General features: G+C 64.1%; 23 protein-coding genes. 5 read left to right on the forward strand and 18 right to left on the reverse strand.

Features of this window, described 5'->3' with window-relative positions; all coding sequences use genetic code 11:
- Positions 1-2: 2 nt before the first annotated feature.
- From RPS27_RS34140 to RPS27_RS34190, 11 genes are all read right to left on the reverse strand, one after another.
- Positions 3-929 (reverse strand): Gfo/Idh/MocA family protein, encoded by a 927-nt coding sequence (locus RPS27_RS34140; RefSeq protein WP_212067077.1) that lies wholly within the window; start codon positions 927-929, stop codon positions 3-5.
- Entirely contained in the window at positions 926-1,702 is a 777-nt protein-coding gene (locus RPS27_RS34145; RefSeq protein WP_212067078.1) for a FadR/GntR family transcriptional regulator, read from the reverse strand. The genes RPS27_RS34140 and RPS27_RS34145 overlap by 4 nt, the downstream gene beginning before the upstream one ends.
- Entirely contained in the window at positions 1,699-2,679 is a 981-nt protein-coding gene (gene yjfF / locus RPS27_RS34150; RefSeq protein WP_211417554.1) for a galactofuranose ABC transporter, permease protein YjfF, read from the reverse strand. Before yjfF ends, RPS27_RS34145 begins: the two co-directional genes overlap by 4 nt.
- Entirely contained in the window at positions 2,676-3,668 is a 993-nt protein-coding gene (locus RPS27_RS34155) for an ABC transporter permease (protein ID WP_212067079.1), read from the reverse strand. The genes yjfF and RPS27_RS34155 overlap by 4 nt, the downstream gene beginning before the upstream one ends.
- Positions 3,665-5,209 (reverse strand): sugar ABC transporter ATP-binding protein, encoded by a 1,545-nt coding sequence (locus RPS27_RS34160; protein WP_313754977.1) that lies wholly within the window; start codon positions 5,207-5,209, stop codon positions 3,665-3,667. The genes RPS27_RS34155 and RPS27_RS34160 overlap by 4 nt, the downstream gene beginning before the upstream one ends.
- Positions 5,210-5,330: 121 nt before the next feature.
- Positions 5,331-6,296, reverse strand: coding sequence for a galactofuranose ABC transporter, galactofuranose-binding protein YtfQ (gene ytfQ / locus RPS27_RS34165; RefSeq protein ID WP_194407257.1), 966 nt, complete (start codon positions 6,294-6,296; stop codon positions 5,331-5,333).
- Positions 6,297-6,775: 479 nt separating this feature from the next.
- Positions 6,776-7,948 (reverse strand): fumarylacetoacetate hydrolase family protein, encoded by a 1,173-nt coding sequence (locus RPS27_RS34170; RefSeq protein WP_211417557.1) that lies wholly within the window; start codon positions 7,946-7,948, stop codon positions 6,776-6,778.
- A gap of 131 nt (positions 7,949-8,079) precedes the next feature.
- Entirely contained in the window at positions 8,080-9,057 is a 978-nt protein-coding gene (locus RPS27_RS34175; protein WP_212067081.1) for a HEAT repeat domain-containing protein, read from the reverse strand.
- Between the two features lie 2 nt (positions 9,058-9,059).
- On the reverse strand, positions 9,060-9,293 hold the full coding sequence (locus RPS27_RS34180; protein ID WP_007593252.1) for a ferredoxin family protein: 234 nt from the start codon (positions 9,291-9,293) through the stop codon (positions 9,060-9,062).
- Between the two features lie 31 nt (positions 9,294-9,324).
- Positions 9,325-11,067 carry a fumarate reductase/succinate dehydrogenase flavoprotein subunit gene (locus RPS27_RS34185; protein WP_211417558.1) on the reverse strand — a complete coding sequence of 581 codons (1,743 nt, stop codon included), beginning with the start codon at positions 11,065-11,067 and terminating at the stop codon, positions 9,325-9,327.
- Positions 11,068-11,171: 104 nt separating this feature from the next.
- A complete protein-coding gene (locus RPS27_RS34190; protein WP_194407253.1) occupies positions 11,172-11,945 on the reverse strand; it encodes a ferredoxin--NADP reductase in 774 nt (257 codons plus the stop codon).
- A gap of 209 nt (positions 11,946-12,154) precedes the next feature.
- On the opposite strand from RPS27_RS34190, the gene RPS27_RS34195 reads away from it, so the two are divergent.
- The 5 genes from RPS27_RS34195 (at position 12,155) to RPS27_RS34215 (ending at position 16,800) form a co-directional block, all read left to right on the forward strand.
- On the forward strand, positions 12,155-12,466 hold the full coding sequence (locus RPS27_RS34195) for a DUF971 domain-containing protein (RefSeq protein WP_212067197.1): 312 nt from the start codon (positions 12,155-12,157) through the stop codon (positions 12,464-12,466).
- A gap of 180 nt (positions 12,467-12,646) precedes the next feature.
- Positions 12,647-13,423: a Crp/Fnr family transcriptional regulator gene (locus RPS27_RS34200; protein ID WP_212067082.1), complete on the forward strand. Its 777-nt coding sequence runs from the start codon at positions 12,647-12,649 to the stop codon at positions 13,421-13,423.
- A 181-nt stretch (positions 13,424-13,604) separates the two neighbouring features.
- Entirely contained in the window at positions 13,605-15,026 is a 1,422-nt protein-coding gene (locus RPS27_RS34205) for an ABC transporter substrate-binding protein (RefSeq protein ID WP_313754978.1), read from the forward strand.
- Positions 15,023-15,931, forward strand: coding sequence for an ABC transporter permease (locus RPS27_RS34210; RefSeq protein WP_212067084.1), 909 nt, complete (start codon positions 15,023-15,025; stop codon positions 15,929-15,931). Before RPS27_RS34205 ends, RPS27_RS34210 begins: the two co-directional genes overlap by 4 nt.
- Positions 15,928-16,800 (forward strand): ABC transporter ATP-binding protein, encoded by an 873-nt coding sequence (locus tag RPS27_RS34215; RefSeq protein WP_285812084.1) that lies wholly within the window; start codon positions 15,928-15,930, stop codon positions 16,798-16,800. The genes RPS27_RS34210 and RPS27_RS34215 overlap by 4 nt, the downstream gene beginning before the upstream one ends.
- Positions 16,801-16,939: 139 nt before the next feature.
- Here RPS27_RS34215 and RPS27_RS34220 read toward each other — a convergent pair whose 3' ends face one another.
- The 7 genes from RPS27_RS34220 to RPS27_RS34250 all read right to left on the reverse strand — a co-directional run bounded on the left by RPS27_RS34220 (position 16,940) and on the right by RPS27_RS34250 (position 23,245).
- Complete coding sequence (locus tag RPS27_RS34220; protein ID WP_211417563.1) at positions 16,940-17,998, reverse strand: YeiH family protein; 1,059 nt, start codon at positions 17,996-17,998, stop codon at positions 16,940-16,942.
- Positions 17,999-18,126: 128 nt separating this feature from the next.
- Entirely contained in the window at positions 18,127-18,345 is a 219-nt protein-coding gene (locus RPS27_RS34225; RefSeq protein ID WP_212067085.1) for a hypothetical protein, read from the reverse strand.
- Between the two features lie 163 nt (positions 18,346-18,508).
- On the reverse strand, positions 18,509-19,222 hold the full coding sequence (locus tag RPS27_RS34230) for an ABC transporter ATP-binding protein (RefSeq protein ID WP_212067086.1): 714 nt from the start codon (positions 19,220-19,222) through the stop codon (positions 18,509-18,511).
- Complete coding sequence (locus tag RPS27_RS34235) at positions 19,219-19,974, reverse strand: ABC transporter ATP-binding protein (protein WP_212067087.1); 756 nt, start codon at positions 19,972-19,974, stop codon at positions 19,219-19,221. Before RPS27_RS34235 ends, RPS27_RS34230 begins: the two co-directional genes overlap by 4 nt.
- Before the next feature lie 2 nt (positions 19,975-19,976).
- Entirely contained in the window at positions 19,977-20,996 is a 1,020-nt protein-coding gene (locus RPS27_RS34240) for a branched-chain amino acid ABC transporter permease (RefSeq protein WP_212067088.1), read from the reverse strand.
- The gene (locus RPS27_RS34245) at positions 20,993-21,895 is read right to left on the reverse strand and encodes a branched-chain amino acid ABC transporter permease (protein WP_212067089.1); all 903 of its coding nucleotides are present in this window, start codon (positions 21,893-21,895) and stop codon (positions 20,993-20,995) included. The genes RPS27_RS34240 and RPS27_RS34245 overlap by 4 nt, the downstream gene beginning before the upstream one ends.
- A gap of 90 nt (positions 21,896-21,985) precedes the next feature.
- Complete coding sequence (locus RPS27_RS34250; protein WP_212067090.1) at positions 21,986-23,245, reverse strand: ABC transporter substrate-binding protein; 1,260 nt, start codon at positions 23,243-23,245, stop codon at positions 21,986-21,988.
- Positions 23,246-23,284 lie beyond the last annotated feature (39 nt).

Genomic DNA, 23,284 nt, shown 5'->3' on the forward strand with positions numbered 1-23,284 from the left:
GTCTAATCCACGAACGGTTCGACAATTGTGCGCTTGCCGAGCAGGAAGGCGTCGGCGACGAGGCGAAGCGGCGTCAGATCGACGTCGCTCGCGCCGGTCGCCGCGAGCTCGACGAAGCGCCGGTAGAGTCCGCGATATTCCTCATCGGGAGCTTCGGCAAGCACCTTGCCGTCAACGGCCATGCGCGCGCCACCGCTGGACAGGGTCATCCGGCCGCGATCGGTGTCGACGACGATATCCCAGCTTTGCGGCCCGGTCTGGCGGAAATCGAACTCGGCGGTTGCAGGCAGGCCGTCGATGTCGGTCATTGTCAGGTTTGCCGCGATCGGCGCCTGGCAATTGGCGGGAAAGGAAAGTTCAGCCGCGGTGACGAACACCGGCTTCGGCAGGATCCTGGTCAGGATCGACAATGCATTGATGCCGGGATCGAACACGCCGAGGCCACCCGGTTCCCAGATCCAGCCCTGACCGGGATGCCAGACGCGGACGTCCTCCTTCCAGCTGATGTGAACGGAGGCAATGCGGCGCGCGGCAAGCCATTGCCGGGCCGGCTCGACCGCCGGTGCGTAGCGCGAATGCCAGGTCGCAAACAGCGTTCGCTTTGCCGCCGCCGCCATCGCGATCAGCGGGTCGAGCTCGACGACGCCGGCACCCGGCGGCTTCTCCAGCATGACATGCTTGCGGGCCGCGAGCGCCGCCGCGGCCTGCGCGCGCCTTACCTGCGGCGGCGTGCAGAGCGAGACCGCGTCGATCGGCGGTCCCTTCTCCAGCAATTCCTCGATGGTCGCAAAATGCGGCAATCCCGGCAACGAGGCGTTGCGGCTGGCGATTGCCGCCAGCGTCACGCCGGGCACCGCGGCAATCGCGCCGACATGCTGGTCGCGCGCGATCTTGCCGAAACCGACGATGGCGATGCGAAGTTCGGTCACGCTTGCTCTCCCGTATTCGCAGATGACGGCGGGTCCGCCGGGGCTGTTTCGATCACCGTTCCCTCGTGACGCCTCATGCCGTTGTGAATGACATAGACCATCGCCTCCGACGCAGCCTCGGCATCGCCCGCTGCGATGGCATCGACGATCTTCTGGTGCCAGAGCAGCACGGTGTCGCGGTCCTCCGGCTCGACCGGCGCGCTCAGCAGGAACGAAGCGCGCAGCGCGGCCTCGATGACGTGTCCGATCGAGCGCATGAAGAGGTTGCCCGAGGCGCGCGCCACGGCGACATGCAGTGCGAGATCGGCATCGGCGAAGCCGACCGAATCCGACGCTTCAAGCCGCATATGGTCCATGCAACGGCGAAGCTCGACGAGATCTTCCTCCGACCGCTGCGTGGCCGCCAGCATCGCCGCGCGCGGCTCGACCGCGAGACGGATCTCGGCGAGATCATTGAGGAAACGCTTGTCGATGCCGGCGTCCAGATGCCAGGCCAGCACGTCGGCATCGAACATGTTCCAGGCCGCGCGTTCGCGCACGACGGTGCCGACCCGCGCCTTGGTGGTGAGCAAGCCCTTGGCCACGAGAGTCTTCACGCTCTCGCGCAGCACCGGCCGCGACACGCCGAACATCGCGATCATCTCGGCATCGCCCGGCAGGCGCGTCCCTTCCGCATAGCGCCCGGCGATGATGTCGACGCCGATCGAGCGGGCCACCTCCGCATGGTTGGAGTGGGCTCGCCGCGTCGGGATGATGACGATGCGCGAGGTCATATGGCAGCTCCCGCGCGTTTCGCCGCCGGCCGCCGCGCGAGTGCGACCAGGGCCTGCTGCAAGGCGATGAACGCGAACAGCAGCACGCCGGTCGCGATCTTGGTCCACCAGCTCGACAGCGTGCCGTCGAAATTGATGTAGGTCTGGATCAGCCCCTGTATCAGGACGCCGAGGAAGGTTCCGATCACCGAGCCCTGCCCGCCCGTTAGCAGCGTGCCGCCGATCACGACCGCGGCGATGGTGTCGAGCTCGACACCGACGGCGGAGAGCGAATAGCCGGCGCTGGTGTAGAACGAGAAGACGATGCCGGCGATGCCCGCGAGCAGGCTCGACAGCATGTAGATCTTCACCGTCATCTTGCCGACGGCAACGCCCATCAGGCTCGCGGTCGCCCGGCTGCCGCCGAGTGCATAGACGTTGGCGCCAAACCGCGTGAGATGCAGCAGCAAGGCGCCGCCGATGACGATCACCAGCATGATGATCGCGACCGCAGTCAATCGCCCGCCGCCGGGCATCCGCAGTGCGAAGTCGGATACAGTGGAATAGACAGGTGCCGTGATCGGCACCGATTCCGTCGAGAGCAGGAAGCTGGCACCACGGGCCAGGAACATGCCGGCGAGCGTCACGATGAACGGCGGCAGGTCGAAGACATGGATGACGGCGCCCATCGCCGCGCCGAAGGCCGCCGAGAGCGCGAGGATGGCGACGAAGGCGACCAGCGGCGGCACGCCCCAACGCTCGATCGCCAGCGCCACGAAGACCGTGGTGAAGCCGATCACCGAGCCGACCGACAGATCGATGCCGCCGGAGATGATCACAAACGTCATGCCGGTTGCGACGATGCCGAGAAAGGCATTGTCAGTCAGGAGATTGCCGACCACGCGGGTCGAGGCGATGTTGGGGAACTGCATGGCGCAGAGCGCAAAGCCTGCCACGAGCACGATCGCGGTGATGAGGACGGGCGGCAGGCCTCTCATGCTTTCGTCCTCCGCAGCCGTGCGGCGATACCGGCAAAGCCGGACAGCTTCGGCGATTGCAACAGCAGCACCGCGAGCACCACCACCGCCTTGACCAGCAGGTTGAACTCCGGCGGATAGCCGGACAGCAGAATTCCCGTGTTCATGGTCTGAATGATCAGCGCGCCAAGCACCGCGAGCACGAGGCTGAAGCGGCCGCCGAACAGCGAGGTGCCGCCGATCACCACGGCCAGAATCGCATCGAGCTCGAGCCACAAGCCGGCATTGTTGGCGTCAGCGCCCATGATGTCGGCCGCCGCGATCACACCCGCGAGCGCGGCGCAGACGCCGCACCAGACATAGACCGACAGGATCATCGCACGGGTGCCGACGCCGGAAAGCTCGCTCGCGCGCGCGTTGCCGCCCGTTGCCTCGATGAGCAACCCAAGCGCCGAGCCGCGCACCACAGCGCCAGTGAGAATGAGCATACCGAGGGCAATGACGACCGGCACCGGAAGGCCGAGCACCGAACCATTCCCGAGCCAGACCAGATCCGGCGAGGAGAACGTCACGATGCGTCCTTCGGTGATGAGCTGGGCGATGCCGCGGCCCGCGACCATCAGGATCAGCGTCGCCACGATCGGCTGCATGCCGAGCACGGCGACGAGAAATCCGTTCCAGAGGCCGCAGACAAGGCCCGCCCCCAGCGCGGCCGCCAGCACCACCGGAAGGCTGTGAGTGTCGGCGAGACTTGCGGCGATCGCGCCGCAGATGGCCATCACCGCGCCGACCGAGAGATCAATGCCGCGCGTCGCGATCACCAGCACCATGCCGAGCGAGAGCAACGCCACCGGCGTGCCGCGGTTGAGCACGTCGATCAGGCTGCCGAACAGACGACCGTCCTGGAGGCGCAGGTCGAAGAATTGCGGCGACACCACGCGGTCGACCGCGAGGATGACGATCAGCGCGAGGATCTGGGCGAGGCCGCGGCGCGGCAGCAGCGCTGTCATGTGTGGGCCTCAAGCGCAACAGTGACGCTATCGGCGGCGATGGCGGCGAGGATGTTGCCGACGTCGACCGCCTCGCCCGCGAGCTCCTCGACATGGGCGCGGTCGCGCAGCACCACGACGCGGTCCGAATAAGTCACGATCTCGTCGAGCTCGGAGGAGATCACGAGCAGCGAGAGGCCATCGTCACAGAGCTCGCGGATCAGCCGGATGATCTCGGCATGGGCGCCGACGTCGATGCCGCGGGTCGGCTCGTCCAGCACGAGGAGCCGCGGCGAGGTCGCGAGCCAGCGCGCCAGCAGCACCTTCTGCTGATTGCCGCCGGACAACAGGCCGACCGGACGCTCGGGATCGGCCGGACGGATGTCGAGCATCTTGACGTAACGCCGCGCGATCTCGTCCTGCTCGCGGCGGGACAACGGGCGATGCAGGCCGCGTTTGGCCTGGAGCGCCAGCACGATGTTCTCGCGCACGGTGAGCTCGGCGACGATGCCGTCGGTCTTGCGCTCTTCCGGGCAATAGCCGAAGCCATGGCGGACGCCGTCGCGCGGCGACTGAAGGCGGACGGGCGCGCCTTCCACCCTCGCCTGCCCGCGATCGGCGCGCTCGGCACCGAACACCAGCCGTGCGGTTTCGGTGCGGCCCGAGCCGAGCAGTCCGGCAAGGCCGACGACCTCGCCATGACGCAGCTCGAGATTGAACGGCGCAACGTAACCGGCCTTGCCAAAATTCTCAAAACTCGCGCAGACCTCGCGCACTTCATGTTCGCTCGCCGCCGCCCGCGCGCTGGTGGTCTCCGCCAACTCGCGGCCGAGCATCATCCGGATCAGCTCGAGCCGCGCCAGGGACGCGGTCTCGCGCTCACCGACCAGGCGGCCGTTGCGCAGCACCGTGATCCGGTCGGAGATCTCGTAGACCTGATCGAGGAAATGGCTGACGAAGACGATACCGATGCCGCGCCCCGCGAGCTGGCGCATGATGCCGAAGAGAATCTCGACCTCGTGGCGGTCGAGGCTCGCGGTCGGCTCGTCCAGAATCAGCACGCGCGCAGAGAGATCGACAGCGCGGGCAATCGCGGTGACGTGCTGGATGGCCACGGAATAGCTGCCGAGCGGCGCGGCGACGTCGATGTCGAGACCAAAATCTGCAAGCAGCGCCTTAGCGCGACGGCGCATCTCGCCTTCGCGCACGATGCCAAAGCGCATCGGCTGGCGGTCAAGGAAGAGATTTTGCGCTACCGAGAGGTTCGGCAGCAAATTGACCTCCTGGTAGACGGTGGCGATGCCCGCTGCGAGCGCCGCCTTGGCCGAGCGAGGCGCGATCTCTTCTCCGCCGATCCTGACGATGCCGGAGTCGCGCGGGAACACGCCGGTGACAACCTTGATCAGCGTGGACTTGCCAGCGCCGTTCTCGCCGAGCAGCGCATGGATCTCGCCGGCGCGCAGCGTGAAGTCGACCTCCTGCAACGCGTGCACGGCGCCGAAGCTCTTGCTGATCCCGCGCACCTCCAGCAGGGGGGCAGCAGGATCACGGCTGTTCTGCATGGCAAAAATCACTCCCACGGGTGCCCGCCAATGATGCGGACATCCAGCCTATGCGTTCGCGCGGCGGTTTCGAAGCGGGTTGCCGGACCACCGGACGACGGCGGTCCGGCAATGCGCCGCCTCAGTAACCAAGCCCCTTCTTGCTGTCATATTCCTTCTGCGGATTGTCAGAGGCGGTGAGCAGCCTGGATTCGGTCTGGATCCATTTCGGCGGAACGGTGCCCTTCTCCTTGAAGGCCGCGACGGCATCGAAGGCCGGACCGGCCATGTTGGGCGTCAGCTCGACCGTCGCGTTGGCCTCGCCCGCGACCATCGCCTTGAAGATATCGGGGACCGCGTCGATCGAGACGGTGAGGATGTCTTTGCCCGGCTTGAGGCCGGCTTCCTTCATCGCCTGGATCGCGCCGACCATCATGTCGTCGTTATGCGCATAGACCGCACAGATGTTCTTGCCGCCGCCTTCGGCCTTGATGAAGCTCTCCATCACCTCCTTGCCCTTGGCGCGGGTGAAGTCGCCGGTCTGGCTGCGTACCACCTTCAGGTTGGCGTGCTTGGCAATCGCCGTGTCAAAACCCTTCTTGCGGTTTGCGGCGACGCTGGCGCCGACCGTGCCCTGCAATTCGACGATGTTGCAGGCCTTCGTCCCGACGGTCTTGGCCAGCCAGTCGCCCGCGACCGCGCCTTCGTGCACGCTGTCGGAGGTGACGGCGGTGAGATAGAGTTCCTTGCCGGAGGGATCGATATCGCGGTCGAGCAGCACCACCGGAATCTTGGCCTCCTTGGCTTCCTTCAGCACCGAGTCCCATCCGGTCGAAACGACCGGCGCGAGAAAGATCGCATCGACGTTCTGCGCGATGAAGGAGCGGATCGCCTTGATCTGGTTCTCCTGCTTCTGCTGCGCGTCGGCGATCTTGAGATTGACCTGGCGTTTGGTGGCCTCCTGCTTGGAGACCGAAGTTTCGGCTGCGCGCCAGCCGGATTCCGATCCGATCTGCGAGAAGCCGATGGTGAGCTGGCCGGCATTGGCAGGCAGCGCGAGCAGCAAGGCGGCCGTGGCGCTGGCCGCAAAGAGGGCTTTGAGGGTCATCAGGCGTGTCTCCCAAGATGTTATCCGGGGCGCCGATTGGTAACATGGCACCCGCAGGCCGGCCTTTTAGGCGGCGGGAGGCACTATTCCATAGGAGGCGGGTTCCGACTAGTCATATTATTTGACTATTTGGAGGAAAAAACGCGCGGGAGGGAGAGCGCGCGGTTTTATGACACGCTCAGCGCGACTTTGTTCCAGAGATGCAACGGGGAGATGAAGGGAATTTTGCGCGGTGGGTGCAGGCGCCCATCCGCAGCGACGGAGATAAACGGCCGTGCGAGCTCTCTGCCCGTGATAGCGAGCGCAGCGAAGCAATCCCAGAATCCCTCCGCGGAAAGACTCTGGATTGCTTCGCTGCGCTCGCAAGGACGGGGATGGAGGTTCGGCCGTTATCGGCCCAAACGACTCGTGGAAAGCGCCCTCACCCGCCACGCTTCGCGTGCCGGCCTCTCGCCGCAGGCGGAAGAAGAGGCGAAGAACTAGATCAGCTTCCGCTGCGCCAGGTTCTTCATCAGCGCGCCGATGCCGAAGGTCCAGGGCTCGCACTCGTCGCTGGTGCGCATGCGGTTCACCAGCTTGCCGAGCTCCGGCGCAGCGATGGTAACGATGTCGTCGCGCTTGTGCGTGAAGCCCTGCCCCGGCGCATCGCGATCCTTGACCGGCGCGAACATGGTGCCGAGGAAAAGCACAAAACCGTCGGGATATTGATGGATCTTGCCGATGGTCTGCGCGACGAGGTCGGTTGGATCGCGGCTGATCTTGCTGATCGAGGAATGACCGTCGAGGACGAAGCCGTCCGTACCCTTCACGTTCAGGCTGATGTCCAGCTTGCGCGCGTCGTCGAGCGTAAAAGTGTCGTCGAACAGGCGCAGCAGCGGGCCGATCGAGCAGGACGCGTTGTTGTCCTTGGCCTTCGACAGCAGCAGCGCCGAACGGCCCTCGAAGTCGCGTAAGTTCACGTCGTTGCCGAGCGCGCCGCCGACGATCTTGCCGCGGCTGGAGACGAACAGCACCAGCTCCGGCTCCGGATTGTTCCAGGTCGATTTCGGATGCAGGCCCGCATCCATGCCGGTGCCGACGGACGACATCGTCGGGGCCTTGGTGAAGACCTCGGCATCTGGGCCGATGCCGACCTCGAGATACTGGCTCCAGGCGTTCTGGTCGATCAGCACCTGCTTCAGGTGCATGGCCTGATCCGAGCCCGGCTTGAGTTTTGACAGATCATCGCCGATCAGCCGCGTCACTTCTTTGCGGATGGCTTCGGCGGAGGCGGGATTGCCCTTGGCCCGTTCCTCGATGACACGCTCCAGCATCGAGATCGCGAAGGTGACACCGGCCGCCTTCAATGTCTGGAGATCGACAGGCGCGAGCAGCCAGGGCTTGTTCGGATCACGCCCGTCGGGAGCGGTGTTGGCAACGATCGCCTCGAGTTCGCCGATGCGCTCGCCCTTGGTCGAGCCAAGCGCCTTGGCCGGATTGTCTTCCTCACACAGCGCGCTGACGGTCGGAAACCTTGCCGTGACGTCAAAGACGCCATCACCGCGCACGGCGACGACGGCCGGACCGTTCACCTGTGGTAACCAGACGCGGCCGACCAGCGTCCCCTTCGTTCCATCCTCGGGGAGAAGGTCCTTCACCGTCAATGTCGTCATGGCCGCGCCCTCGCTGTTTCTAAGGACCAGCCGCGTTTGCAGCCGCTGATCCCATTGGCGAAGACCAATAAACGTCTGGCGGGGGAAGTCCAGAGCGGCCGCGAAGGGCCCGCTATGTCCGGCCCTCGCCTTTACGCGCCTGCTCGCGCCTTGCGCGCCGCGATCTGCTGCAGCGCCCAACGCGCATTCTTGCGGACTTCAGGATCGGGATCGTCGGCGATCACGGCGAGGAACGCCTCGCCGTCGGGATGGGCGATCTCGCCGAGCGCGGCGGCCGCTTCTTTACGCAAGTTAGCCTGGTCGTGATTGACGCAATAGCCAATCGGCCGCACTGCACGCTCGATCTTCATCCGGCCAAGGCTGCGGATCGCTTTCAGCCGCACCTGCCAGAATTCATCAGCGAGCGAGCCGATGAGTTGGTCGGCCGCGATCGCGCCATTGGCGTTCAAGCCCAGCGTTTCCGCGGCCATCTCGCGGACCATCCAGTCGCTATCCTTCAACGCACGGGTGATGGTCTCGGCCGCGGGTTTCATCTGCGAGAACGCCAGCGCGCTCACGGCGGCACGGCGGACATGCGCGTCGGGATCGTTGATCAGCGCGGTCAGCGCGGGAATAGATTCTTCCAGCTTGAGGAAACCGATCACGCCGATTGCCTGCACGCGCACGGCGGCGTCCGTGTCTTGGAGCGCTTCCAGCGCCGGCTTTAGCGTGTCCTTGCTTCGCAATTCCTTGAGCGCGCGCAGCGCGCCCATGCGGACAAAGGCGTGGGCGTGCTTCACCAGCGGCAGGATCACGCCCGCGCAAGCAGGATCCTTGAACTCGGCCATGCTGTCGGCGGCGGCCGCCGCGACGATCCTCTCCGGGTCGACCAGCAGTCTCACCAGCGCGCTTGCCGCCTCCGGACCGTCGAACTCGCCGAGCGCCATCGCGACCTGCTGGCGCACGCCTGCATCGGGGTCGGCGACCATGTTGGCGAGATGTCCGACCGCGGCCGGATCGCCGGAATGGCCCAGCGCGATGATGGCGACGCGGCGTTCGGCGGGATCGGCAGCCTGCAGCCGCTCGTTCGCGTCTTCGAGGTCGTCGTAGGACTCGAACGGGCTCGACATGTTCACCTCAACAGATAGGGAATATTGACGGTGACGGCGCCGGTCGGGCAATCGGCTTCGCAGGGCATGCAGTACCAGCACTCGTCATAGGCCATGTAGGCCTTGTTGGTCATGTCGCTGATGCGCAAGACGTCGAGCGGACATACGTCGACGCAGACGGTGCAGCCCTTGTCGGCGATGCACTTGGCGTCGTCGACGACCACCGGAACCGATGTCTGATAGGACGCGAGAGGCATGTGATGTCTCCTGTTGTTGTGGCGCGGTGGGTCAGGCGGAGGCGCGGATGCGCTGCTTGTCGTAGAGATCCTTCTCGTCGTCGGCGATCGGCACGACATAGGGCTCCACGGCGCGCTTCTCGCTGGTCATCTTGCCGTCCTGCTTCGACAGCAACGTGTGGCAGAACCAGTTCTCGTTGTCCTTCTCCGGGAAATCGGTGCGCCAGTGATAGAGGCCCCAGCGGCTCTCCTCGCGGTAGAGCGAGGCGTGCGCCGCCATGTCGGCGCAGTCCATGATCGACTGCACTTCGAGGGCACGGAGCAATTCGTGCGCGTTGCGCGCGATCATGCGCTCCTGCATGTCCTCCCGCGCCTCGGCGAGGCGGCGCATGCCGAGCTCGTATTTGCGCGTGACTTTCGGCGGCTGGAGATAGTCGTTGACGAGGCGGCGGGTCTTGTATTCGACCTGGTTCGGCGGAATGCCGTCCTCGCGCTTGGTCGGCGCCATCACGCGATCGCGCTCCATCGCGATGTCGGCGGCGTCGAACTCCGCAAAATCGTGGTTGTCGGCGTACTCCATCGCGTCAGTGCCGGCGACCGATCCGTTGGTGAAGGCGCCAAGCATGTAATTATGCGGCACGCTCGCCATGTCGCCGGCGGCGTAGAGGCCCGGCACAGTGGTGCGGGCGTTGTCGTCCACAAACACGCCGGAGGCGCTGTGGCCGGAGCAGAAGCCGATCTCGGAGATGTGCATCTCGATCGACTCGCTGCGATAGTCGACCCCGCGTCCCTGCTGGAATAGACCGCGCGTCGGACGCTCCACCTTGTGCAGCGTGGATTCGATCTCGGAGATGGTGTCGGGATGCAGATGCTTGAGCTGGAGGAACACCGGGCCCTTGCCGGACAGGAGCTCGTTGTAGAATTCCAGCATCATCTGGCCGGACCAGTAGTCGCATTCGATGAAGCGCGAGCCTTCGTTGTTCGCCGTATAGGCACCGAAGGGGCCGGCGACATAGGCGCAGGCCGGACCATTATAGTCCTTGATCAGCGGGTTGATCTGGAAGCATTCGAGGTTCGCGAGCGCGGCACCGGCGTGATAGGCCATGGCGTAGCCGTCGCCTGAATTGGCGGCGTTTTCATACGTACCGAACATGTAACCGGAGGTCGGCAGGCCGAGGCGGCCGGCAGCGCCCATGCAAAGGATGACGGCCTTGGCCTTGATCACCAGCATCTCGGCGGTGCGGGTGTTGACGCTGACCGCGCCGGCGATGCGGCCGTCGGCGGACTTGAGCAGCCGCGTCGCCATATAGCGGTTGGAGATCAAGATACGGGCGCGGCGGAGCTGGCGATACAGCGCCTTCTTCACGGTCTCGCCGTTCGGCATCGGCAGGACGTAAGTGCCGATGTGGTGCACCTTCTTGACGGCGTAGTCGCCATTCTCATTCTTCAGGAAACGGATGCCGAAACTGTCGAGCTCCTCGATGATCGAGTAACAATTCTGCGCGTATTTATAGACCGCCTTCTGGTCCACGATGCCGTCGTTAGCGATTGTGATTTCCTTCGTATACTGCTCCGGCGTCGCATAGCCGGGGATGACGGCGTTGTTCAGGCCGTCCATGCCCATCGAAATCGCGCCGGAGCGCTTGACGTTGGCCTTTTCGAGCAGGACGACATTGGCCTTCGGGTTCTTCAGCTTCGCCTTCAGCGCCGCCATCGGGCCGGCCGTGCCGCCGCCGATCACCAGCACATCGCAGGAAACCTCCGAAAGTCCGTCGACGATCTGATCTAGTGACATCACTTGCTCCTGGTTCGCCGGCAGGTCCGGCGCCTTTGCATCAGATTTGTTCAGCAGACGTCCCGGCGATAGCAATTAGTTGTCGCCAGGGCGCGATTTGCGCCTCAGCGCTCGACAAAGGCCTTTTCGATCACGAAATGGCCGGGACGGCTGTGATTGCCCTCGACAAAGCCGCGCGCGGAAAACATCGCGGGAAGTTCCTCCAGCATCGCCGGGCTGCCGCACAGCATGATGCGGTCGGTCTCGATATCGAGACCTGACAGGCCGATGTCGTCGAACAGCTGGTTCGACGCGATCAAGTCGGTGATGCGGCCGCGATTCCTGAATGGCTCGCGGGTGACGGTGGGATAGTAGACGAGCTTGTCGCGGATCAGGGGCCCGAAGAACTCGTGATTGCGCAGGCCTTCGACCAAGTGCTCGCCATAAGAGAGTTCGGAGACCTGCCGGCAGCCATGGGCGAGCACGATGGTCTCGTAATTCTCGTAGACGTCGGGGTCCTTGATCAGGCTGGCGAACGGCGCGAGCCCCGTTCCGGTCGAGAGCAGCAAGAGGCGCTTGCCGGGAATGAGATTGCCGGTGATCAGCGTGCCCGTGGCCTTGCGGCCGACCAGGATGACGTCGCCCTCCCTGATCTTCTGCAGGCGCGAGGTCAGCGGGCCGTCCTGCACCTTGATCGAGAAGAACTCGAGCGCTTCCTCGTGATTGGCGCTGGCCATGCTGTAGGCCCGCATCAACGGTTTGCCTTCGACCTCGAGCCCGATCATCGCGAACTGACCGTTCTGGAATCGAAAGCCGGGATCGCGCGTCGCGGTGAAGCTGAACAGGGATTCAGTCCAGTGCCTGACCGACAAAACCGTTTCCTTCTGAAAGGCGCTCATGATCTCTCCTTCTCGATGGCGTCAAGGTCACGGAGAGAAGAGAGTCCGGCAATTCGGAAGTGAGATTCCCGGTCGATTAGTTTCACATTTCGCGGGCGATGATCGAGCAGAAGGCCCTGAAGGCGGCACCACGCATCCGCTTCGGCAATTAGTTGCTATTCGTCCGGCTCCGCGTCGACGTAGGAAGAAGCCGGAGGTTTGTCATGACCATGACCCTGGTGGCACCGACCGTTGCCGACTACGAAACAAGTGCCGATCTGGCATCGCTGCTCGTCCGAACTGCGCAGGATGACGCACTGGCCGTACCCGCCGAAACGCTCCGCCTTTCCTGCAGATGCGCCCATTGCACCCGCGCCCGCTTCGACGGTCGATTCCCGGAAACGTTCCCGGGCATTGCGATCACCGAGATCGGCGATCTCGGTTATGGGCTGAACATCGCGTTCTCGGATGGGCACAACCGGGGGATTTACCCGAAGCCGTATTTGCTGAGCCTGGCTGCAGCAGACAACCCTGCATCCTAAGCGTTCGGTTGCTCAAACCGGCGTCATGGCCGGGCTTGTCCCGGCTCCCTAAATTTCCTGCTGGTCCAAGAACGTGGATGCCCGGGACACGCCCCCGGACATGACGGCAGAGGAAACCTCGCCCCCCATCTGGCACGGACATTGCTCGTCTTTAGAACGATTTGAACGTTCCGGAGGCAGATGATGTTGCAGGCGGCAAACGTGGTTCGCGGGACCGTCCCCCCCGCAGTCCGGCCTGCGGGCAGTTCCTCGCTGCTGCTCACCGAGAACCAGCAATGGATCGGCGGCCCACCGCCGCTGATGGACAAGCTCACGCTGCGCGAGCGGGAGTTAGTACTGAAACAGGGGCGGCGAAAGGTGCTGAACCGCGGCCAAACCCTGTTCAGCCAGGGTGGCAAGCATGACGGCATCTGGCTGATCGAGAGCGGCCGCATCCGCGTGTTCTATACCTCGCCGCTCGGGCGCGAGATTACGCTCGCCTACTGGCATGTCGGCAATTTCGTCGGCGGGCCTGAGGTTTTCGAAGGCACGGTGCATCAATGGTCCGGCGTGGCGTCCAGCAATTGCAGCGTCGTGCACCTCCCCGGAAAGGAACTTCGGTCCCTCGCCGCCGAGATCCCGAACCTCGCGATCGGCCTGATCGAAGGCCTTACCTTCAAGGGCAAATGCTATTCCGCCCTGGCGCAGATGCTGGGGACCCGCTCGATCACCCAGCGCCTCGCGCATCTCTTGCTCCATCTCGTCGAGCTTTACGGCGTCGAGGATGCCGACGGTCGCGTGATCGCGGCCGCCTTCACCCATGCCGACATCGCCCACATGGTCGGCGCCACCAGGCAATGGGTCACGATCAGCCTGAAGCGCATGCAGGAAAAGGGAATCGTGCAGACCAAGCGGTCACAGATCGTGGTCTGCCGGACCGACATATTGGAGGAGATGCGTGGTCACGCATCTGACTAGGCGAATTTGCGGCCAAGGCCGCTGCACAGGCAAGCGGCTTTATAGTGCAGGACTGCCCAAGGAGTATGCAATCACCTTTTCCCGGCAACTAATCGACTGCGGTCACCATTCCGGATTTGCCCTGCCCCCTCCCTCACCCAATCATGGCCACCACAGCACATCCAACCGAATGAGGATGAGAATGGTCCGCCATCTTCCCACGCTCTCAATCGCGATGTCGGTGACGTCGCTGGCGCTTCTAACTGCGCCGCCAGCCTCCGCGGAAACCGTCACGCTCGGCATCGGAACGCAGGACACCACGACCAACACGGTGACTGCGGGCGTCGTCATCCGACAGCTGCACCTCCTCGAAAAGTACCTGCCGAAGGACGGCAAGTACGCCAACATCAAGTTCGAGCTGGAGTGGCAGAACTTCACCTCCGGTCCGCCCGTCACCAATGCGATGATGGCGAACAAGCTGCAGATCGGCATGATGGGCGACTATCCGCTGATCGTGAACGGCTTCACCTTCGAAAGTAACCCCGAGAGCAAGAGCCGCTTGATCGGCATCGCCGCCTACAGCCTCGAAGGCTCCGGCAATGGCCTCGTCGTCCACAAGGACTCCTCCTACTACGATCTTGCCGATCTCAAGGGCAAGCTGGTCAGCGTTCCCTTCGGCTCCGCCGCACACGGCATGGTGCTGAAAGCAATGCAGGATCGCGGCTACGCATCGGACTTCTTCCAGCTCGTCAGTCAGAGCCCCGAGGTCGGCTCGACCAATCTTCAGGAGAAGAAGATCGACGCGCATGCCGACTTCGTCCCCTTTGCCGAGCTGCTGCCGTTCCGCGGCTTCGCACGAAAGATCTTCGACGGCGTCGAGACGAACTTGCCGACGTTCCACGGCATCGTGGTCCGCACCGACTTTGCCGAAAAGTATCCGGAGGTCGTCGTTGCCTATTTCAAGGCGCTGATCGCCGCCAATCAGTGGCTGCGCGACGATCCCAAGCTCGCCGCCGGAAAAATCCAGGAATGGACCGGCATCAACAAGGAAGTCGTCTACATTTTCCTGGGGCCGAGCGGCAACATGACCACCGATCCGGCGGTGAAGCCCGCTCTGATTGATGCGGCCACGGCTGACGTGAAGGTTCTCCAGAACCTCGGCCGCATGAAGGAATTCGATCCAAGGAAATGGGTCGACGACAGCTACATCCGCAAGGCCTATGCCGAAATGAAGTTCGACTACGACACACAGCTTGCGAGCACCAAGAATTACGAGATTTCCGGCGAAGATTCCTTCTGCAAGAAACCGATCACCGAGCCCCGCAAGGCCGGCGAGGTCTGGGTGGATGATGCCGGCATCATGCCCTTCTCGTCCGCCGCCTGCACACTTGGCGCCTACGCTGACTACAAGGCCAAGGGCAAGAAGATCAACGTGGCCTACGTCTTCGATACGACCCGCGGCATCAAGCTGTTCGCCGATCAGGCCTTCTTCGCGGTCGGCAATGGCGAGGTCGCCCCGTTCCTTCTCAAGAAGGATGCCGAAGCCTACGCCGCCAAGATCAGCGGCAAGGTGCTCGGCTTCGATGACGCAGTGAAGATCGCCGTCGGCGGAGGCAAGACGTGAGCAGTCCCGCCCTCCTCAGACATTCCGAGGACAGCATGCCGGCACCGGCCATTGCAGAGGCGGGCCTCGCGCCCGCCGTCACACCTCCCGCAACACCGCCCTCTTTCGGCACGCTCGCGCTGCGATGGTACCGGCTGAACCAGGGCCGGCTGCGCGCGACTGCCATCGGCGTCATCTCGCTGGTCGCATTCCTGCTGGTCTGGCACCTGCTCACGACCTATCGCGTCGTGTTCTTCGTACGCTTCACCAACGTACCCTCGCCGCTCGCGGTCTATGCAAGCTTCACCAAGGCGATCCACGACCCCAAATTCCTGATACACATTTTGCTCAGCTGCCGGCGCATCTTCATCGGCTTCTCGCTGGCTGCGATCGTCGGCGTACCGCTCGGTCTGATCATGGGCCGCTTCAAGCTGGTGCACGAGGTGATCTTCCCGGTGGCGGAGGTGCTGCGGCCGATTCCCGCGATCGCCTGGGTGCCGATGGCGATCATGCTGTGGCCGACCAACGAGCAGAGCATCGTCTTCATCACCTTCCTCGGTTCGTTCTTTCCGATCCTCGTCAATACGCTGCACGGCATGTCGCTGGTCGATCCGGTGCTGGTCCGCGCCGCGCAATGTCTCGGCGCGCGCGAGCGTTCGATCTTCCGTGAGGTTTATTTCCCCGCGTCGATGCCGCACATCTTCACCGGCCTCACCGTCGGCATGGGCGTCGCCTGGGTATCGCTGATCGCCGCCGAGATGATCTCCGGGCAATACGGCATCGGCTACTTCACCTGGGAAGCCTATTCGCTGGTCCAGTACGCCGACATCGCGCTCGGCATGATCGCGATCGGCGTGCTCGGGCTCGGATCGAGCATGTTGATCCGGGGGGCCGGACGTTTGGTGATGCCATGGAGGACGACGTGAACGAGATCATTGCGGCCACGCCGAAGGGCCATATCGAGGTCAAGAACTTCTCCCTCGCCTATGAGTCCATCGAGGGACCGGTACAGGCGGTCACCGATACGCAAATCCATGTGAAGCCCGGCGAGTTCGTCTCGATCGTCGGCCCCTCCGGTTGCGGAAAGTCGACGCTGCTCAACGCAGTCGCCGGCTTCCTCAAGCCCACCACCGGCATCGTCACCGTCGACGGCGAGCGCGTGAACGGCCCCAGCGCCGAGCGCGGCATGGTGTTCCAGCAATATTCGCTGTTTCCCTGGAAGACGGTGCGCGAGAACGTCGAGTTCGGCCTGAAGATGCGCGGCATGCCGCGCTCGCAGCGCGAGCGGGCGGCACGCACGCTGCTCGGCCTCGCCGGGCTCGAGGCATTCGAGAAGCATTATCCGGAAAAACTCTCCGGCGGCATGAAGCAGCGCGTCGGCATCGTCCGCGCGCTCGCCACCGGTCCGAAAGTGCTACTGCTGGACGAGCCGTTCGGCGCGCTCGACGCGCAAACTCGTGTCATCATGCAGCAGATCCTCACCAATATGTGGCAGCGGCTGAAGATCTCGGTACTGTTCGTCACCCACGACATCGACGAGGCGATCTTCCTGTCCGACCGCGTTTACTGCATGACCGCGCGCCCCGGCTCGATCAAGGCGGAGATCCCGATCCCGCTGGAGCGGCCCCGCCAGCAATCCATGATGATGTCGTCGGAGTTTCTGGCGCTCCGCCGTGGCCTCATGTCGCTGATCCGCGAGGAAAGCCTCAAGGCGATGGGCGGTGAGATCAACGACATGGGCATGCAGGGGCTCAACATCGAGCTGCACGGGCACTCGCTGGCGGATGTGCTCTGATTTAGCTCTCCCGCGTACGACGATGACAGTCTCTTAGGGCAGGCAGAGCAAAGCCTGCCCACCACCCGTCGCGATACCAGAGAGATCGTGGGCACGGCGCTTTCGCACCATTGCCCATCCTACGGCAGCTTCCCGTCTATCACTTGAACCAGTGGACCAGCGCGATGCTGATGCCGAGCAGCAGCATCAGCGACAGCGTCACGGCGGCCGTCACCCTGCCCCCGACATTGGCGAGCACGCGGACGTCGACGCCGAGACCCAGTGCAGCCATGGACACCACGGTAAGGAAGCCAGTGATCTTCGTGATCGGCGCCACCACTGTGCTCGGCACGATCTCCAGCGAGCGCAGCGTCGCCAGCGCAAGGAAGCCGAGGATGAACCAGGGGACCAGGCGGAAGAAGCCGACATTGGTCTTCTTGGCGTCGGCCTGCCAGCGCGAGGCGACGAGCGACAGGCCGACGACCACGGGCCCGAGCATCAGGACGCGCATCAGCTTGACGAGCGTGCCGATCTGGGTCGAGACGAGCCCGGCCGGCACCGTCGCTGCGAGCACTTGCGGGACCGCATAAACCGTGAGGCCTGCAAGGATGCCGTATTGTGTGGCGGACAAATGCAGCAGCGGGATCAGCAGCGGCAGGCCCAGCACCATCATCACGCCGAGGATCGCGGTGAAGGAGATCGAGGACGCGATCTCGTCGTTGTTGGCGCCGATGATCGGCGCCACCGCCGCGATCGCGGAATTGCCGCAGATCGAGTTGCCGCAGGCGATCAGGATCGACAAACGTGTCGACAGGCCAAGCATGCGGCTGAGGCCGAAGGAGACGCAGAGCGCGATCACGACGACCGCGGCGATCGAGGCCAAAAGCGCGATACCCGAGGCGGCGATGGCCGCGAAGCTGATCGACGCCCCCAGCAGCATCACAGCGACTTCGAGGAGTTGTTTGGCGCTGAAGGCGATCCCGGCCTGCCAGCGCGGCGCGGGCTTCCAGAAGCTGCGAAGCGCCATGCCGAGCAGGATCGCCATCACCAGCGCTTCGACATATGGATGCTCGAAGAAGCCCAGTTCCAGGTGCTCGAGCAGGGCCGAGACACCAGCGACGGCAACGCAGAGGAGGATGCCGGGAATCAGCGCGACGACGCGGCTAATGGCAGTGGTCGGCTTGGCGTCGGCCGGGCTGGATGCTTGATTCTGCGACACAAATCTCTCCCAGAGGAGAAAGATTTATACGCACGGCGATCCGATTGGGGAATAAGTTTTCGGCATATCAGGGCCGAGGGAAGTTCTGCCGTCAGCCCGGAATAAGCGGCTGAGAAGATCAGGCGGCCTTAGAAGATCAGGCTCTTGGCCAGCGAAGCGACCCGGCTGAAGCCGTCATAGATACCCGGCTCGAAGAAGGCCGCCCGCGCCAGCACGATGCCCGCGACCAGCGACCAGAACACCGTCGTGCCGGCCCGCAGCAGGAGCTTGGAGGCACGCGACTTCGGCTGAGTGTCCGTTGCGGACACCAGCTGCTCGCCGAAGGGCTCAAATCCGGTGAGTTCCATGACCGTCAATCCATCAAATCGTGATGGGAATGTCGTCGTTTCGGCCGAAAACGGCAATGGAAGCGATTGGCGTTTTTGCCTCCCGGAGGGGAAACTCCTTCCGCCGGAGGCCCCTGAGACAATAGTTTTCTTCTGATGCCCTATTTGGGCACCGGTCCGCCCGTTACAGCGCCAGATAACGCCGCCGGATGGTATCGTTGGCCTTGAGCTCGTCGATTCCGGCGGCATAGACGATCTGGCCCTTGTCGATGACCGTGGCGTGGCTCGCAAGGCCCAAGCAGAAATGCATGTTCTGCTCGGCAATCAGCACGGTCGATCCCAGTGAACGGAGCTGCCGCAGCAGCTCGCCGATCCGCTGCACGATGATCGGCGCGAGCCCCTCGCTCGGCTCGTCCAGCAGCAGCAGCGCCGGATTGCCCATCAGCGTGCGCGCGATCGCCAGCATCTGCTGCTCGCCGCCCGAGAGGCGCCCGGCGATGCGATGGCGCAGCGGCTCCAGCAGCGGGAAGACGTCGTAGATGCGCTTGATCGGCCATTCGTCCTGGCCCTCGGGCCCGCGCTTCTTCCCGATGACCAGATTGTCCTCGACGCTGTGCTCCGGGAAGATCTGACGATCCTCCGGCACGAAGCCGAGCCCGGCACGTGCGATGTGGTGCGGCTTGCGGCCGGAAATCACCGCGCCGTGCAGGCTCACCCGGCCGCGCCGTGGTGGCGCCAGCCCCATGATCGCCTTCATCGTCGTCGACTTGCCGGCGCCGTTGCGGCCGAGCAGCGCCATGGTCTCGCCCTGCCGCACCGTCAGGCCGACACCGAACAGGATCTGGCTGGTGCCGTAATAGACGTCGAGATCGGCGACTTCGATGACGACAGCACTCATGCGGCCGCTCCCGCATGCTCGGTGCCGAGATAAGCGTCGATCACGGCGCTGTTGTTGCGAATCTCGTCGGGCGTGCCCGTTGCCAGGATGCGGCCGTAGCAGAGCACGACGATTTTGGGCGCGATCTTGAACACGATGTCCATGTCGTGCTCGATGAAGACGACCGTGATCTTCTGGATCTCCCAGAGCTCCCGCACCTTGTCGATCATGCGCCAGCGCTCTTCCGGTCCCATGCCGGCTGTCGGCTCGTCCAGCAGCAGCACTTTCGGCTCGAGCACCAGCGCAAGGGCAATGTCGAGGAGCTTCTGGTCGCCGTGCGACAGCGTCGCCGCGGTGCGATTGCGTTTGCTTGCGAGCCCCAGCAGCTCCATGACATGCTCGGCGCGGTCCCGCGTCTCCGGCAACGGAAAGCGTTTATGCAGCACCGCGGATGAACGCTGGTCCGCGCTGACAGCAGCGAGCATGGTCTCCTGCACCGTCAGCGATTTGAAGATGCTGGCGACCTGGAAGGCACGACCGATGCCGTGCCGCACGATCTCCGGCGGCGAGCGGCCGGCGAGATCGACGCCGTCGAGCAGCACTTGTCCGGTGTCAGGCTTGAGCGCGCCGGTGATCAGGTTGAAGAACGTGCTCTTGCCGGCGCCGTTCGGGCCGATCACCGCCGTCAGCGAGCCGTCAGGGAAGTCGAGCGAGACGTCGTTGGTCGCCTTCACGCCGCCGAAGGACTTTGCGAGGTTGCGGATCTCGAGCATGGCTAGCGCCCCTCGCCCGTCTCGCGCCGGCGCGCCACCCATTCGGCGACGAAATCGAGCAGGCCCTTGCGCAGGCCCAGCGCGAAGAACAGGATGACCACGCCGAGCACGATGCCGTGATACTCGGTGACGCGCGTGACGGTGTCGTTGAGCAGCAGAAGCAGCACGGTGCCGACCATCGGGCCGAGGAAGGTCGAGACGCCACCGAGCATGTTGATGAAAATGCCTTCGCCCGAGATGGTCCAGTAGGCAAACTCGGGATAGGCACCCGAGACGAACAGCGCCATCACTATGCCACCCATGGACGCGAACAGCGCCGCCAGCACGAAGACGGTGAGCTTGGCGCGCCAGACGTCGATGCCGAGGAAGCTCGCGCGCGCGGCATTGTCGCGGATCATGCGCAAGGTGTATCCGAACGGCGATTGCGCGATCTGCCGCATCGCCAGCAGGCCGAGGATCAAAAGCGCGCAGCTCGTGACATACAGATGGACGTGGTTGGACAGGTCGATGCCGAGAAACGCAGGCCTCGGAATGCCGCCACGCAGGCCCTGATCGCCGCCGGTGAAGGACGCCCAGGACAGGATGGTCGAGTGGATCAGCATCTGGAAGGCGAGCGTGACGAAGGCGAAATAGATCTCCTTCAGCCGCACGCAGATCGCGCCGATCACAGCGGCGACCATCGCCGTGATCGCGAGCGTCGCGACGAAAGCGACCGGAATGGGCACGGCGAGCTTCTGCATGATCAGGCCGAAGCCGTAGGCGCCAAGGCCGAAGAACATGCCGTGGCCGAACGAGGTCAACCCGGTGTAGCCGACCAGGAGATTGAGCGACGTCGCGAACAGGCCGTAAGCCGAGCAGCGGATCACGAAATCGAGCAGCGCCTTGCTGCCCGTCAACAGCGGAAGGCTCGCCAGCACCGTGAAGGCGAGCAGCGCAATCAGGACGTCGCGATAGCGCCCAAGCGCGATGCCACCGCGCACTGGCACCAACCTCTCGGCACGCCCGGCCTCGAGCTCGGTCATGCCGCCTCCTTGCCGAACAGGCCGGTGGGTTTTGAGACCAGCACGATCACCATGAACAGATACATCAGTCCTTCCGTGAACAAGGGAAAGCCCAGCGAGCCGAACGAGCGGATGAGGCCCAGCAGCAGCGCGCCGATCAACGCGCCCAGGATCGAGCCCATGCCGCCGATCACGGTGACGATGAAGGATTCGATCAGCACCGAAAATCCCATTCCCGGCGTCAGCGAGCGCACCGGTGCTGCGAGCGCGCCGGCAAGGCCCGCCAGCATGCCGCCGAGCGCGAACACGCCGCCATAGATCAGGCCGGTGTTGATGCCGAGCGCGGAGACCATGCCGGGATTATGCGCGGCGGCGCGGATCACCTTGCCGATGCGGCTGCGCGAGAGCCCGATGCCGAGCACGATCGCCGCGACGAGCGCGACGCCGATCAGCAGCAGATAATAAGGCGGCACCACGCCGCCGGCGATGAACAGCGGCATCACCTGGAACGCCGAGGGCATGCCCATCGACTTGAATTCGGGTCCCCAGATGATGCGCACGATATCGTCGAAGATCAGCACGAAGGCATAGCAGACGAGGAGCTGCATCAACACGTCGGCGCCATAGACCCGGCTCATGAACACGCGCTCGAAGATCAGGCCGAGGATCGCCGTGCCGGCTGCGCCGGCCAGCATCGCAAGGGCAAAGCTCCCCGTGAGCTGATACGTCGTCATCGCGAAATAGGCGCCGAACATGTAGAAGGCGCCGTGGCTGAAATTGACCACCTTGAGCACGCCGAAAATCAGGGTCAGCCCGACCGCGACCAGGAACAGCAGCATGCCGATGATGAGGCCGCTGGTGGTCTGCGTCACCAGGCAGGCGGAGCTGGCGAGGCAGCCGGCGAGCGCGTCGATGTCCACGGAAGCACTTTCATTGTCGCGCGCCCAAGACGGCGCGGAGGAACAAACGAAAACGGCGGAGACGGTCACCCGCCCCCGCCGCGCATCGGATCAGGTGTAGCCCTTGCTCTTCTTCCACTCGGCCTCGAGCTCAAAAATCGTCTTCCAGTCGCCGGCCTTGACCTCGGGCACATAGGGCTCCTGCGGGATCGTGGTGCCCCAGCCGATGGCGTAGCCGACCAAGGTGTGGTCGTCGCCGCGCATCGTCACGGTGCCGTCCGCGCCGAACGGGCACTTGATGGTGAGGCCCTTCAGCACTTCCGCGAGCTTCTTGCCGTCGGCGGAGTTCGCCTTCTTGGCGGCTTCGGCCAGGAACATCACCGCGGTCGCGTTCTGCCACGACCAATTGGTCGGGTATTCGTTGTACTTGGCCTTGTAGGCATCGCCCCAGGCGGCGTTCTCCGGCGTGGTCGGGAACGTCTTGATGTAGCGATTGCCGGAATGGATGCCCTTGGGCAGGTTCTTCACCACTGTGAGCGCGGTGTAATCGGCCATGTTGACCGCGAACACCTCCATTTGATTGAACATCGCGTAGATGTTGGCTTGGTCGATGTAGGAGGTGAGATCGCCGCCCCACAGGCAGGAGTACAGCGCCTGCGGCTTGGCCTGCAAAATCTTCGTCACCACCTCGGTGTAGTCGGGCTGGAACAGCTTCGGCCAGGACTCGCTGATGATCTCGACGTCAGGCGCAAAGCGCTTCAGGTACAGCGTGAACTCGCCGGTGGTGTCGCGGCCATAGGCGTAGTCGGGGGAACAGGTCGCCCATTTCTTCAAGCCCTTGGTTTTGGCGATCGAGGCGGCGTAGCTGCCGCCCACGATGGAATCGTGAATGCCCTGACGGACGCAGCGGAACGCGTTGGGGATGTGCTGCTTTGGATCGGCCGTGAGCGAGGATGCTTCCGAGCAGGTGTGGATGCAGAGCACGCCAAGATCGCGCGCGACCTCGTGCACCGCGAACGATCCGGACGACGCCTCGCCGTCGAGCAGCAATTCGCAGCCGTCGGTGTTGACGAGCTCCCGCGCAACGCGCGCGGCTTCCTGCGGCTGGCCCTTGGAGTCGCGGATCACCATCTCGATCTGCCGGCCGGCAAGGCCGCCGGCGGCGTTGACCTTCTCGACCTCGAGCATCACCGCATTGCGCGAGGACGTGCCGAGCTGCGCCACGCGGCCCGACAGGATCGTCGGCATTCCGATCTTGACGGTCTTGGCTTGGGCGCGCGCCACCCAGGGCGCGGCAAACGTCATCGCTCCGGCGCCCATCAGCGCCAGTGTTGAACGGCGGCTGATCCCCGGACTGCGGGTTCTCGTCATTTTCCCCTCCCTCTTTCGGGTCGGCGTTTTCCTGATCCC

Origin of the sequence: Bradyrhizobium sp. WYCCWR 12699, assembly GCF_032144035.1 — a bacterium.
GTDB lineage: Bacteria > Pseudomonadota > Alphaproteobacteria > Rhizobiales > Xanthobacteraceae > Bradyrhizobium.

Bases quoted from the DNA above. Each gene is read 5' to 3' on its own strand.
- RPS27_RS34145 (WP_212067078.1), bottom strand. From the start codon at position 1,702: ATGACCTCGCGCATCGTCATCATCCCGACGCGGCGAGCCCACTCCAAC.
- yjfF (WP_211417554.1), bottom strand. From the start codon at position 2,679: ATGAGAGGCCTGCCGCCCGTCCTCATCACCGCGATCGTGCTCGTGGCA.
- RPS27_RS34155 (WP_212067079.1), bottom strand. From the start codon at position 3,668: ATGACAGCGCTGCTGCCGCGCCGCGGCCTCGCCCAGATCCTCGCGCTG.
- RPS27_RS34160 (WP_313754977.1), bottom strand. From the start codon at position 5,209: ATGCAGAACAGCCGTGATCCTGCTGCCCCCCTGCTGGAGGTGCGCGGG.
- ytfQ (WP_194407257.1), bottom strand. From the start codon at position 6,296: ATGACCCTCAAAGCCCTCTTTGCGGCCAGCGCCACGGCCGCCTTGCTG.
- RPS27_RS34170 (WP_211417557.1), bottom strand. From the start codon at position 7,948: ATGACGACATTGACGGTGAAGGACCTTCTCCCCGAGGATGGAACGAAG.
- RPS27_RS34175 (WP_212067081.1), bottom strand. From the start codon at position 9,057: ATGTCGAGCCCGTTCGAGTCCTACGACGACCTCGAAGACGCGAACGAG.
- RPS27_RS34180 (WP_007593252.1), bottom strand. From the start codon at position 9,293: ATGCCTCTCGCGTCCTATCAGACATCGGTTCCGGTGGTCGTCGACGAC.
- RPS27_RS34185 (WP_211417558.1), bottom strand. From the start codon at position 11,067: ATGTCACTAGATCAGATCGTCGACGGACTTTCGGAGGTTTCCTGCGAT.
- RPS27_RS34190 (WP_194407253.1), bottom strand. From the start codon at position 11,945: ATGAGCGCCTTTCAGAAGGAAACGGTTTTGTCGGTCAGGCACTGGACT.
- RPS27_RS34195 (WP_212067197.1), top strand. From the start codon at position 12,155: ATGACCCTGGTGGCACCGACCGTTGCCGACTACGAAACAAGTGCCGAT.
- RPS27_RS34200 (WP_212067082.1), top strand. From the start codon at position 12,647: ATGATGTTGCAGGCGGCAAACGTGGTTCGCGGGACCGTCCCCCCCGCA.
- RPS27_RS34205 (WP_313754978.1), top strand. From the start codon at position 13,605: ATGGTCCGCCATCTTCCCACGCTCTCAATCGCGATGTCGGTGACGTCG.
- RPS27_RS34225 (WP_212067085.1), bottom strand. From the start codon at position 18,345: ATGGAACTCACCGGATTTGAGCCCTTCGGCGAGCAGCTGGTGTCCGCA.
- RPS27_RS34230 (WP_212067086.1), bottom strand. From the start codon at position 19,222: ATGAGTGCTGTCGTCATCGAAGTCGCCGATCTCGACGTCTATTACGGC.
- RPS27_RS34235 (WP_212067087.1), bottom strand. From the start codon at position 19,974: ATGCTCGAGATCCGCAACCTCGCAAAGTCCTTCGGCGGCGTGAAGGCG.
- RPS27_RS34240 (WP_212067088.1), bottom strand. From the start codon at position 20,996: ATGACCGAGCTCGAGGCCGGGCGTGCCGAGAGGTTGGTGCCAGTGCGC.
- RPS27_RS34250 (WP_212067090.1), bottom strand. From the start codon at position 23,245: ATGACGAGAACCCGCAGTCCGGGGATCAGCCGCCGTTCAACACTGGCG.